Raw genomic sequence first — 14,309 nt, forward strand, 5'->3', positions numbered from 1 at the left:
TTTTTACCAGCGTTATTTTGGCATTCAATTATTTATATGCTATAATAATTAGCTCGACTGCCTTACGATAATTAACAAGGTATATGATATCAGTTTTGAGCCCAACCGCCAAGCGAAACGGCTTTAAAGTTCTCCTGGTCGAAGACAATCAAGCCGAAGCCGATCTAATCGAAGAATTGTTATTAGAAACAAATGTCAGCCGAGCCGAAACCCAAAGGCTGTCAGTAAGCTGTACAGACCGTCTCAGCAAAGCGCAGCAAATTTTGCTCGGCGAACATTTTGATGTGATTTTACTTGACCTTTCGCTGCCCGACAGCCAAGACATAAGTACAATTGTTAACATACAAGAATACAGCCTCAATACTCCGATCGTCGTACTGACGGCGCACAACGATGAAGAACTCGCCGTGCAGTCAATCCAAGCAGGAGCTCAGGATTATCTAGTCAAGCGAAAAATCGACAGCGAAGTGTTAATGCGATCGCTCCGCTACGCAGTTGAGCGGCAGCACAACCAAGAAGCTTTGCAAAAAAGTGAAGCAAAATATCGCTCCGTAGTCGAAAATTCCCTCGTCGGAATTGCGATTATTGCTCCTCCAGTTTCCCTCTCAGAACCCACACAATGCCAGTGGTTGGAAGTTAACGATGCTTTGTGCAATTTGCTGGGATACGAGCGCCAAGAACTTTTGCACGGAAATTGGGAACAGTGGGGCTATCCTGAAGACTGGCAGGCTAGTTTAGAGCAGTTAAATAAAATTTTTGCCGGGGAGAGCGAAGGCTATATTTTAGACAAAAGATGGCGCAAAAAAGATGGAAAAATAGTTTATACTCGGGTTTCCCTGCGCTGCATCCGGGGCCGCGACGGCTCGATCGACCGGATGATTAAAGTAATTTTGGACGTGAGCGACCGCTATCGCTACGAAGCCGAAGTAAAAGCATCAGAAGAGTTTTTAAATCACACGATTAATGCTACTCCTGACCCAATTTTTGTCAAAGACGAGCAACATAGGTGGGTTGTACTAAACGATGCTTTTTGCGAATTGATGGGAAAAGGGCGATCGGAACTTATAGGTACGTCGGGATACGAGTTTTTGGGCGCAGCACAAGCCAAAGTTTTTGAGCAACAAGACGAGCAAGTATTGCAAAGAAGTATTCCCAAACAAACGGAAGAGACTTTTACAGATAGCGCAGGTCAAGAACGCATTATATCTACCAAGAAAACAGTTTTTAATAAAGCTAACGGCACTAAAATGTTGGTCGGAATCATGCGAGATGTGACCGAATACAAGCGCCAACAAATAGCATTGCAGGAAAGCGAAGCTCGATTTAAGATAATCAGCACCAACGTGCCGGGAATGATTTATCAATACAGGCTTTATGTGGATGGCAAAACATCTTTTACTTATGTTTCTTCTGGGAGTTGGCAGCTCTACAATTTAAGACCTGAAGAAATAGAAGAAAATGCCAGCTTGGCTTTTGCTACAGTTCACGCCGATGACATCTCAGACTTGCATCGAACGATCGCAACTTCAGCGGCGAGTCAGGAATCTTGGCACCACCAGTGGCGGCAAGTTACGGGAGAACGAGTGAAATGGCTGCAAGGCGCGGCTAAGCCCTCCAAGCAGGCCAACGGCGATATAGTTTGGGACGGTTTGGTGATCGATGTCACCGAATTAAAACAAACACAACAAGAGCGCGATCGCTTCTTTAGCATTTCGCTAGATTTACTTTGCATTGCAGGTTTTGACGGCTATTTCAAACGCTTAAACCCTGCTTGGTCAAATGTATTAGGTTACAGCCGAGACGAACTTCTAGCCAAACCTTTTATAGAATTCGTGCATCCAGAAGACAGAGAAATAACTATAGCTGAATTAGAAAAACTTCAAAATTCTCACCCCGTTATTAATTTAGAAAACCGCTGTATTTGCCCAGATGGTACTTATAAATGGCTGTCGTGGACGGCATCACCTTTTGCTGAAGAAAGTTTAATTTATGCAGTTGCCAGAGATATTACATTGAGCAAGCAAGCTGAAGCTGAATTGCGTAAAAGTGAAGCCACTAATCGCGCTCTTTTAAACGCGATACCCGACATGATATTTCGCTGTCGCGCCGACGGCACTTTTGTAGACTTCAAACCCGCAAAAGATATCCAAACCCTGGTACCGGAAAACATATTTATTGGTCAAAAAGCACAAGACATCTTGCCTGCTGCTTTTGCTGAAAAAATATTGTCCGGCAATCAACAAGCGATCGAGACTGGCGAGATTCAAGTTGTAGAATATCAACTGCCAATTCAGGATGTACTGTGCGATTTTGAAGCGAGAATTGTCTTCTGCACCGATGACGAAATTATTGCGATCGTCCGGGATATCACCAGCCGCAAACGTTTTGAGTCAAAACTCCAGCGACAAGCAGCAGCAATGGCAGCCGCTTCCGAAGGCATAGGTATTGTCAATGCCAGCGGAGATGTGATTTATGCCAACGCAGCTAAACTCAAAATCTACGGTTACAATGCCCTCGAAGAAATATTGGGCAAAAGTTGGAAAATATTTTATGAAGGTGCAGAACTCGCAAGGTTTGAGCGGGAAATTATGCCGACTTTAGCGCACCAAGGTTATTGCAGCACAGAAGCAGTAGGCTGCCGCCGCGATGGCTCTCAATTCCCTCAAGAAGTCTCGCTGACAATTTTGCCGGAGGGCGAAATAATTTGCATTGTTCGCGATATTACTGCGAGAAAGAAAGCAGAAGCAGATTTGCAAGATAGCAAGCGGTTCGGCGATCGCATTGCTGAGGCAAGTCCTAATATTTTGTATGTTTACGACTTGATAGAACAAAAAAATATTTATGCGAATGCTTCTATCTCTCAGATTATTGGCTATACAGTAGATGAGATTCAGGCAATGGGGCCGTTGATGTTAACTTTAATGCACCCGGAAGATGCCATCAAAATGCCTGATTATTTACAGCAAGTCGCAACGGGTACAGAAGGAGAGATCTTTGAAATTGAGTACCGCATCCGGCACAAGGATGGTTCTTGGCGCTGGATTGTCAGCCGAGATACTGTATTTGCAAAAACAGCAGAGGGCCAGTTAAAACAAATTCTCGGCACGGGAACTGATATTACAGAAAGCAAGCAAGCAGAAGATGAAATTAAGCTGTTGCTGGCAGCAACTCAAGCCATTAGTAAGTCGGTAGATTTTCACAGCGCTCTCCCTGATATCCTCCGGTTGCTGTGCACTGCGATCGGCTGGAATTTTGCTGAAGCTTGGATACCCGTTGCTAATGGTACTGTTTTGGAACACAGCGAAACTTGGTATGCTAGCGATCGCGATTTAGATAGGTTTGGCCAGGAAAGTAAGAAAATTAGGTTCGCGCCGGGATTGGGAGTGCCGGGACGGATTTGGTCAACCAGAAAGGTAGAATGGATTGAAGATGTTTCTGTAGTCAATAATGCATTTTTTGCCCGATCGCAAATGGCGGCAGCAGCCGGATTGAAAGCTTGTTTCGGAGTGCCGATTCGCGCCAATTCAGAGGTGCTGGCAATTTTACTGTTCTGCAAGCGCGATCCATCAATTATGGAACCGCGTATAGTAGAATTGGTCAATGCGGTAGCGACTCAGTTGGGTTCTCACATTCAGCGCAAACAAGCCGAAGAAGAATTGCGTAAAAGTGAAGAACGCTGGCAGTTAGTTCTTAAAGGCAATCAAGACGGAATTTGGGACTTGAATCTTCAAACAGATGAAGCTTTTCGATCTGCCCGCTGGCAAGAAATTATCGGTTACGCAGACGGCGAAATCGACAGCAGCAACAGCGAATGGATCGATCGCATCCATCCAGACGATCGCGATCGAGTGCAAGCCACAATCCAAGATTATCTCGATCGCCAAACCCCCAATTACGCCGCCGAATACCGCTTGCAGTGCAAAGACGGCAGCTACAAGTGGGTGCTCGCCCGCGCTCAAGCAGTCTGGGACGAAGCCGGAAACCCCCTGCGGATGGTGGGTTCGATGACCGATATCAGCGATCGCAAAGCAGCAGAATTAGCTTTGCTGCGGGTCACTCAAGCTGTGGAAAGTACCAGCGACGCGATCGCGATCGCTGACTTGAAAGGGCGGTCTATTTACCACAATCAAGCCTTCATTCAGCGTTACGGCTACACAGTGGAAGAACTCAACGAGCTAGGCGATCGCGCCGCGCTTTACATCCGGCCTAAAAGTTACAAAAAAATCTATAAAAACATTCGCAAAGGTCGCTCTTGGTGCGGCGAAGTTGCCCTGCGAACCAAGAGTGATGAAGCTGTTACCGCTCTGGTGCGAGCCGATAGCATTAAAGACATAAATGACCATTCGGTCGGGTTAATTGCCGTGATTACAGATATCACAAGACGCAAAGAATCAGAAGCATTTTTGCGCCAGCAATTAAAGCGGGAACAGTTGGCAGTAGCCATGCTGGAACGCATTCGCTCTTCTCTTAATTTAGAACAAATTCTCACCAAAGCAGTCGAAGAAGTCCGCCAGTTTTTGCAAGTAGATAGAACTGTAATTTACCAATTCAATCCTGATTGGAGCGGGTTTGTCGCAGTCGAATCGGTTGGCGAAAATACCCGATCAATTATAGGAATGGAAATTTACGACCCCTGTTTTGGAGAAGCCTACGTTCCTCTTTACCTAGATGGCCGAATTAGAGCCACAGAAGATGTTTACAATGCCGGCATCGCCGACTGTTACTTGAGTTTGTTGACTCGCCTCCAGGTGAGAGCGAGTCTGGTAGTGCCGATTTTGCAAGGCGAAAACTTGTGGGGGCTGTTGATAGCCCACCACTGCACGGGCCCGCATTCCTGGCAAAAATTGGAGGCAGAGTGCCTGAAACAATTGGGCGTGCAGTTGGCGATCGCCATTCAGCAATCGACCCTATTTGAACAAGCACAAACCGAAATAGCCGATCGCAAACAAGCAGAAGCCGCCCTGCAATTAGCCAAAGAAGCCGCCGAATCTGCCAACCGCGCTAAAAGCGACTTTCTCGCCAACATGAGCCACGAATTGCGGACGCCTTTGAACGGGATTTTAGGATACATTCAACTGCTCAAACCGGATAAGAATTTAACTGCGGAGCAACAGGAAAGTCTCAACAACGTTCACCAGTGTGGCAACCACCTGCTAACCCTGATTAATGATGTTTTAGACCTCTCGAAAATCGAAGCTAGTAAAATGGAACTGTCACCGACAAATCTGCATTTTCCCAGCTTTGTTAAAAGTATTGTCGATCTGTTCCAGATGCGCTCGCATCAAAAAGGAATTGCGTTTAATTACGAGCAGGTGTCGGCGCTGCCAGACTACGTTTTTGTTGATGAAATCAGATTGCGCCAAGTTTTGATTAATTTGCTCAGCAATGCGGTTAAGTTTACGGTGAGCGGTGGCGTGACATTCAAAGTCGGTTACGCAGAAAATTATCCTCAAATCCACTGCACAAATTCGAGTTTGACAGCCGAAGTTTCTACTCAAACAATCAATTGGACTGCGAATTTAGACAATCCGAAAAAGTCGATCGCCCTGCGGGAAACCACAGAAGCGCCCGAAGCGATCGCCACAACTACTGGCGATCGGGCCCCAACCGCTAAAATTCGCTTTCAAATCGAAGATACCGGCATCGGCATCCGGCAGAATAAACTAGAAGAAATATTTTTGCCTTTTCATCAAGTAGGCGATCGTAACAATTTCGTCGAAGGTACCGGACTAGGACTTTCCATCAGCCAAAAATTAGTCAAAATAATGGGCAGCGACATTCACGTCCAAAGTACCCCCGGCAAAGGTAGCATATTTTGGTTGGATATAGACTTGCCCGCAGTCGCCGAATATTCTGAAACCCCCTCCACCCAAGAAAAACGCCGGCTTATCGGTTTTAGAGGCAGCCACCGGAAAGTCCTGATCGTAGACGATCACGAAGTAAATCGTGCCATGCTGCACAGACTGCTTTCTCGTTTGGGCTTTGAAATTGCAGAAGCCATAGACGGCGCAGACTGTTTGCACAAAGCACAGGAATTTCTACCGGATCTAATTTTAATGGACTTGCTGATGCCAGTAATGGACGGCTGGGAAGCCACCAGGCGGCTGCGACAGTTGCCGGAATTAAAAGATGCGGTTATCCTTGCTTTGTCCGCTAGCGTTTACGAGACTACCAGGCAAAAAAGCATACTTGCAGGTTGCGATAATTTTGTCACCAAACCGATTCAAACTAACGACCTTTTAGAATTATTGCGCCTGCATTTGAGACTAGAATGGATTTACGAAGAGGGATCGGAAACCAAAAAACGCAAAGCTCAAACTCCCAAAGCATTATCGGAGATTGCGATTGCTGACTCAACAATAGTGTCTCCTGGTTCAGAGTCAGTCTTTGTCTTGTTAAGATTGGCTGCTATGGGCGATATTGAAGCTATCCTGGAGGAAACTGCTAAACTAGAAAATTCTGACCCGACATTAGTCCCTTTTGTTCAGCACGTTCGCCAACTTGCTAAAGGATTTCAGCTCAGGCAAATTCGAGATTTTTTGAAGCAACATTTGCCCTAAAATTGAGGGTAGCCAACCGATAAATTAAAATCAGTTAAATCTCACGCCCCGATCGTGATTGTCAATAACGCAATACGCTTGGATTAAACCCGATCCCCCCTTAGCCAAGAGGGCGGGCACGGGGGCACCGCCCCTACAAAGGGGGGGACAGGATTCTTCTAAAAGTCCCCCGACTATCCGGGGGATTTAGGGGGATATCCGGAAAATAAACACTGTTAACTGAACAGTATTGCCCTATAAAGAGGCTATTGCAAACGTCGGCACCTACCGAGCAACCGGGTTTCTAGAGGCACCGAAAATCCCTTGAATCTCATGTAAAATTACAACCGACAACTCACAACTCAATCATTTTAATTTTTCCCTTAAATATGAACGATAAGAATTCCGAAAGAAGCATCATACTAATTGTCGATGACAACCAAACAAATCTTGACGTACTTTTCGAGTTGTTAAGAAATTACGGATTTAAAGTATTAGTGGCTCTAGACGGCGAAAGTGCGATCGAGCAAATTGAATACATCCATCCCGACTTGATTCTTTTGGATATCATGATGCCCGGAATTGACGGTTTTGAAACTTGCCTGCGTTTGAAAGCAGACCCGTCAACCCGAGACATTCCAATCATCTTCATGAGCGCCCTTTCCGAGACCCTTGATAAAGTAAAAGGCTTTCAGACAGGAGCAGTTGACTACATCACTAAGCCTTTCCAGCACGAAGAAGTGTTGAGCCGCATAGAAACTCACTTGACAATCCGCAACTTGCAACAAAAACTCGAAGAAAAAAACCTAGAACTAGCCCAGCTCAACCAAAATCTGGAAAGACTTGTCGAACAAAAAACCAAGCAATTAATCGACCAGGAAAAAACAGCCATCATCGGACGTTTGACCCAGGGAATGGTGCACAACCTCAAAAGCCCGCTACAAGTGATCCAGACTAGCGTCGATTTGATTGAAACAAAAGCCACAAAAATCCAAGAAGACTCTTTTTTCAATTATACCAAATACATCTTTCAAGCTGTCTCAAAAATTAATCAGATTATGGATACTCTGATGATGAAAAGCAGGAAAGAACAAAACCAAGATTTGCATCCTGTAAATATCAACGATTTAGTACAGCGAGAAATTCAACTATTGGAAGGAAATATGTTTTTCAAGAATAAGATTAGAAAAAAATACTTTTATGACGAAACAATAACCAATATTCCCTTAATTTATTCCTATATTTCTCAAGTATTTTATAACTTAATAAATAATGCAATGGATGCTATGTGGGAAAGAAAAATCAGGGAAATAACTATCGTGACTCGGCAAGACAACTCGAACATATACATGGATATTGCAGATACGGGATGCGGCATAGCACCTGAAGATTTGTCAAAACTTTTTGACCCTTTTTATACGTCGAAGCCGCCTAAAGGCGAAGAACAAATCGAAGGGGAACCAACAGGAACTGGTCTCGGACTTTATACTTGTATAGAACTTTTAAAACCTTTTAACGGCGAGATTGCTATTAGCAGCAATCTCGGTCAAGGCAGCGTGTTTACAGTCGTGCTGCCCAAACAGCCGAAAAATTGATCGACTCAAATCAGTAAAATCGCCTCCGGTAACAAAACCTGAATTAAGTTCGGAATCAGGTTCGTAGTGAGCACTTTAGTCCTTCTTTATCAGGTTCGTAGTCAGGACTTTAGTCCTTCTTTATCCCAAAGATAGGCATAAAGTCCTCACTACAAACGGGCGTTACTTGTCAGTAATTCAACCGAGACCATTTGATAGTATGTTCCGTAAATTCACTGTAACTGACCTAGCTTCGCAGTCAGGAATTTAGTCCTTCTCGATCCGCGATTTTTTGCCCGGTCTCTTGCTATTTCCTTGCCAAAGGTTGTAAATTAAAATAGAGTGGATTTGCACGATCGCTAAAACTACGATAAATTTGGGTCACTAGGTTTGGAGTGAGGCGGACAACTTGCAGCAAATAGCTCAATTATATAGTAACCGCCACATCGGGCGCGGACGTAAATAACCTCATCAATAAAGCCTAGACTTGTTTATGAATCAACGCTTTGATTCCCGTACTTAAATGTCAACTGTCAAGCGGTCAACTGTCAAGCCATACCAATAAATCTCGGGCGTCTGCAAGTACCCAGCCACCCTACAGCCTGCGGTTCAAGTTTCCCAAAAATGATGCCATTCCCTCAAAAGAATGCAACTCGCCGTACTCCCAACCATGAGAGTCATCCACCATTTCCAATTATTCAATTTTTTAAATTTTTAATATAAAATGATAGGAGCTAGGTAGCTGCATCCGCAGCAGTTTTTATTGGATAAATAAAAAGTAGCAAACTGATATCGCTCGAAAAAAAGAATGCAACTTTAGACAAGCGCGAAACCCGAGACTCATCAGTAATTCCCAAATCTAAAATCCCAAATCTAAAATCTAAAATGGTATGACCTCTGTTCTTGAATCAACTTTAACGCCTGCTTGCTTGAAAGTTCTTTTAGTAGAAGACTGTGCCCAAGATGCAGCACTAATTCAAGAACTGCTGTCTGACGATCGCGAACTGAGAGCATCAATTGAGACGACCAATGTAGTTCGCATCGGGGAAGCGATAGAAATTTTAAGCAGCGATGTTTTTGATGTAATTTTATTAGATTTAACCCTCCCTGATAGCCCGAAATTTAATAATTTTTTTCGCCTCCAAGATGGCGGAATCAATATTCCGATCGTCATTTTGATAGGGGCGGATGAAGAAGAATTGGCTGTCAATTTAATTGCCGCCGGCGCTCAAGATTATCTGATAAAAAAAGAATTAGACAGCCGACTGCTGGTGCGGACGATCGAGTGCGCGATCGCCCGCCATAAGCGACAAGCAGAATGGCAAAAAAGTCAAGGAAAATACCCCCAGGTTGTTGACAATATCAAAGAAGTAGTTTTTGAAACAAATATTGCGGGCAATTGGACTTTTCTCAATCCTGCTTGGACGAAAATAACCGGATTTACGGTTGATGAAAGTTTGGGAAATTCCTGTTTGAGTTACATTCATGCTGACGACCAACACCAATATTTAAATTCCTCTAAAAATTCGACTGAAAATCAAGAAATATCCTGTTGCTATCAAATGCGATATCTTACCAAAAATGGCGAATTTCGCTGGGTAGAAATTCAGGAATTTTTGATTTTTGGCAAAAACGGCGCGGCGCAGGGAACTACTGGAACTATTAACGATATTACGGATAAAATTTTAGCCAGAGAGGAAGCGGAAGCTAATAAAAAATTTTTGAATTATACGATCGATGCAGTTGCCGATCCAATTTTTGTCAAAGATGAACAGCACCGCTGGATACTGTTAAATGATGCTTTTTGTAAGCTGATAGGCAAGCAGCGCGAGCAACTGCTAGGTAAATCGGATTACGATTTTTTCCCCAAAGAAGAAGCTGATTTTTTTTGGGAGAAAGACGAAGAAGTGTTTAGAACCGGGGAAGAAAACGACAGCGAGGAAATATTTACGGATGGCAGCGGTGCTAAGCACATTCTGTCTACAAAAAAAACCGTATTTGAAAATACCGACGGCAGTAAAATACTTGTCGGAATAATTCGAGAGGTCACTGAGGATAAGCGGAAACAATTAGCCCTGCAAGAAACCCAAGCTAGACTCCAGCAAATAGCTGCCAATTTGCCGGGAGTAATTTATCAATTCCGCCTCTCAAGTGACGGCAGACAATGTTTTCCTTACATTTCTTCTGGCAGCCGCGATTTATATGAATTGGAACCTGAAGATATTCAGGAGAATTCCGAACTTATGTTCAGTTGCATTCATCCAGACGACCTCCCAAAAATTCAAGAATCTATTGTTTATTCGGCGGTAAATATGCAGCCATGGCAGCAGGAATGGCGCGCGATTATGCGGTCTGGAAAACTTAAATGGATGCGAGGTGTTTCGAGACCAGAACGAGTTAATTTTACGACGCTTATAGGGCCGGAAGGCGATATTGTTTGGGAAGGGATGATACTGGATATTACTGATTTAAAAGAGACGGAAGCGGCTTTGCGGGAGAGTGAAGCCAGATTTCGATCGCTAATTGAGAATATTCCGGGCGCTATCTGCCGCAACTTATACGATGCTGATTGGACGATGGTGTTTGTGAGTGACGAACTTGAGGCAATTAGCGGCTATGCTGCTGGGGATTTTATTCACAACAACCGCTTGAGTTTTGCTAGCATCATCCATAAGGCAGACAGGGAAATGCTCGATCGACAAATCAGAGCGGCGGTAGACTCGAAACAGCCGTATCATGTAGAATACCGGATTGTGCGCGCTGACAGGTCGGTGCGCTGGATGTCCCAAAGGGGTAGGGCGACTTACAATCCAGAAGGGTTGGTTTTGTGGCTTGACGGAGCGATTTTTGATATTACCGATCGCAAAAACGCCGAATATACCCTGTGTTTGGTAACTCAAGCTGTAGACAGCGCTAGCGATGCAATCGCGATCGCAGATTTAGACGGCTATTCAATTTATCACAATCAAGCATTTATTCAACGCTACGGCTATACAGTTGAGGAACTAAATAATGCCGGCGGCCCAGCAGTAATGTACGCCAAATCTCAAGAGTTAAGAAAATTATTTAAAGTCCTGCGGAAAGGTTTGTCATGGAGCAATGAAATTGCACTCAGGGCTAAAAACGGCGAAATTATCGAAACTCAATTGCGAGCTGACTGCATTAAAGATAGCGCCAGCAAACCAATAGGAATGATGGCAATCATTGCTGACCTTACAGACCTAAAACGCGCCGAATCGGCATTAAAATTCAGTCAAGAGCGATTGCAGTTAGCGGTTTCAGGCAGCTCTTTGGGGCTGTGGGATTGGAATATAGCTACTGGCGAAACTTATTTCGACTCGCAGTGGAAATCAATGCTCGGTTACGCAGACACTGAAATTGACAACAACTTCCAAGGTTGGGAAAATTTGCTGCATCCCGAAGACAGAATCAGAGCAAGAGAATCTTTAAATTTATATTTTGAAGGTGGCATCGAGATCTATGAATTTGAATTTAGGATCCTCAACAAAGCCGGAAATTGGCAGTGGATTTTGGGTATGGGCAAAGTAGTCGAGTACGACGAATGGGGTGCGCCATTGCGGATGACGGGTACTCACAAAGATATCAGCGCCCGCGTTGGGGCCGAAGCCGAAAAAACGCAGTTAATCGCATCTCTACAAGAACTTGCCGACCAATTGCAATATGCACAAGAAATTGCCCGCATGGGAACTTGGGAATTCGATATAGAGACCGGTATTGTTAATTGGTCTGCCGAAGTGTTTCGAGTTTACTGTAGAGAATTTAATTGGCAGCCGACAATGACAGAAGTTTTAGAGCAAATTCATCCCGATGACAAAGAAAGCGTTACAGAAGCTTTGCAAAAGGCGGTGAATGAAGGGATAGCTTTCGACATCGACCACCGCATATGTTTTCTATCAGCAGAAATCCGGCACGTTAACTGTAAAGGACAAGCTGTTAAAAATGACTTGGGTAAGGTGGTGCGACTGTTTGGCACGGAAATCGATATTACCGATCGCAAAAAAGCAGAAATTGCTTTGCAAGAAAGCGAACAGCGATTTCGGGCTGTATTTGAACAAGCGGCGATCGGGATTGTTAAAGTGTCACCCGAAGGTAGTTTCTTGAATGCCAATCAAGGCTTTTGCAATATTATCGGATACTCAGAATTGGAACTGAAAGCACGAAATGTTTGGGAGATTTCTCACCCCGAAGATGTAGAAGCAGATGTCGAGTCTGCCCAAAGACTGTTAGCTGGGGAAATTTTGAATTATTCACTTGAGAAACGCTTTGTGCACAAAGACGGTTCATTTGTTTGGGCTAATGTGACTGTATCTTTAGTGCGGGACGGGTTTGGGGAACCAAGCTACGGAATTGCTGTGATTGAAGATATTAATCACCGCAAACTTGCCGAGTCTATCTTGCGCCAGCAATTAAAACAAGAACGCTTGGTGGTAGGGATGCTGGAACGCATTCGCTCTTCTCTAAATTTAGAAGAAATCTTGACAAAAGCTGTTGCTGAAATACGGCATTTTCTGCAAACAGACCGGACAATTATTTATCGGTTTAATCCCGATTGGAGCGGTTTTGTAGCAGTTGAGGCGGTGGCTGAAAATTGGCGGTCGCTTCAGGGAATAAATATTAACGATTCTTGCTTTAAAGACAGCTATGGTTCTGCTTACCAAAACGGTCGCACTGTAGCTGTGGATGATATTTACAAAGCCGGTCTTTCTGAGTGCTACATTAATTTATTAGCTCAATTTCAGGTGCGAGCTAATTTGGTAGTGCCGATTTTGCAAGGTGAGAAGTTGTGGGGCTTGTTGATTGCTCACGAGTGCGCTGGCTGCCGCCAATGGCTAAAAATTGAGGTGGAGTGTCTCAAACAAATTAGCGTGCAGTTAGCGATCGCGATCCAGCAATCGACGCTGTTTGAGCAAGCGCAAACTGAAATTGCCGATCGCAAACAAGCGGAGTCAGCTTTGCAGGAATCGGAAGCGCGCGAACGTTCAAAAGCGCGAGAGTTGGAAGCAGCTATTAACAAACTCAGAACCACTCAAGCTCAGCTCGTTCAAAATGAAAAAATGGTGAGTTTGGGTCAGTTAGTTGCTGGTGTCGCTCACGAAATTAATAACCCAGTTAGCTTTATTCACGGCAATCTCAGTCCGGCTCGCCGTTACAGTTTAGATTTGTTGGAATTGATTAAAGTTTATCAAGATTACTGTCCTAATCCTCCGGCTCAAGTGTTAGATAAACTCAATGAAATAGACTTGGATTATATTGCTGACGATTTCCCGAAATTGTTTACTTCTATGCAAGTAGGAACCGAGCGAATTGTCGAAATTGTCAAATCATTACGCAATTTTTCCCGGTTGGACGAGTCTGCTGGTAAGTCGGCGAACATTCACGAGGGAATTGACAGCACTTTGATGATTTTGCAAAATCGCTTGAAATCTCACAGCAGCCGTCCGGGGATTCAGATTGTTAAAGATTACCAGTTATTGCCGCAAGTTGAATGTTTTCCGGGCGAGTTGAATCAGGTATTTATGAATATTTTGATTAATGCGATCGATGCTTTGGAGGAACGGGACAAGGGGCGGACGATCGAGGAGTGCGATCGACATCCCAGTACGATCGCGATTCGGACTTATGAGGCTGCTGCGGGCTTCGTAGCGGTATCTATTGCGGACAACGGCGGGGGGATACCGGAGCTAGTGCGATCGAGGCTGTTTGACCCGTTTTTCACGACTAAGCCTGTGGGCAAGGGCACGGGTTTGGGACTGTCGATTTCTCACTCGATTGTAGTCGATCGCCACGGCGGCAGATTGACCTGTATTTCGACACTGGGAGAGGGATCGGAGTTTTTGATTGAAATTCCCGTGCGATCGAATTTAACTGGTACCAGTTCAACAGTTGACGGTTGACAGTTGTTATTTGTTATTTGTTATTTGTTATAGCGGTTCTCAGATAGATTAGGTACGTTGTTGGGATGCGAGCCCTCTTTGTTTAAGTGGTTATATAACAATACGGTTTACTTAACACTATTTATGCGCCGGAGATCCCCCTCGCATCCCCCTTAAAAAGCTATGCTTTATAAACATCTTTATTAACAAGAAATTTGACAAAAGTAACTACTTGTGTAGGAGCCATTGGGGATCTCGCTTCTGATTGAATGGCAATTATCCTGCAAAAAATGTTCATTGAT

The 14,309-nt window shown here is 44.3% G+C and carries 3 protein-coding genes; all 3 read left to right on the forward strand.

Annotated elements, in window-relative coordinates; genetic code table 11:
• Positions 1–83: 83 nt before the first annotated feature.
• The 3 genes from JGK14_RS16910 (at position 84) to JGK14_RS16920 (ending at position 14,028) form a co-directional block, all read left to right on the forward strand.
• Entirely contained in the window at positions 84–6,560 is a 6,477-nt protein-coding gene (locus tag JGK14_RS16910) for a PAS domain S-box protein (RefSeq protein WP_325315294.1), read from the forward strand.
• A gap of 368 nt (positions 6,561–6,928) precedes the next feature.
• On the forward strand, positions 6,929–8,134 hold the full coding sequence (locus JGK14_RS16915) for a hybrid sensor histidine kinase/response regulator (protein WP_293182956.1): 1,206 nt from the start codon (positions 6,929–6,931) through the stop codon (positions 8,132–8,134).
• Positions 8,135–9,003: 869 nt separating this feature from the next.
• Positions 9,004–14,028, forward strand: a complete 5,025-nt coding sequence (locus JGK14_RS16920) for a PAS domain S-box protein (protein WP_293225079.1) — start codon at positions 9,004–9,006, stop codon at positions 14,026–14,028.
• Positions 14,029–14,309: the final 281 nt, after the last annotated feature.

The sequence above is a fragment of the Microcoleus sp. PH2017_28_MFU_U_A genome (assembly GCF_020738035.1).
In the GTDB taxonomy this organism is placed as follows: domain Bacteria; phylum Cyanobacteriota; class Cyanobacteriia; order Cyanobacteriales; family Microcoleaceae; genus Microcoleus.

Coding starts and splice junctions, on each gene's coding strand:
- JGK14_RS16910 (WP_325315294.1), top strand. CDS start 84: ATGATATCAGTTTTGAGCCCAACCGCCAAGCGAAACGGCTTTAAAGTT.
- JGK14_RS16915 (WP_293182956.1), top strand. CDS start 6,929: ATGAACGATAAGAATTCCGAAAGAAGCATCATACTAATTGTCGATGAC.
- JGK14_RS16920 (WP_293225079.1), top strand. CDS start 9,004: ATGACCTCTGTTCTTGAATCAACTTTAACGCCTGCTTGCTTGAAAGTT.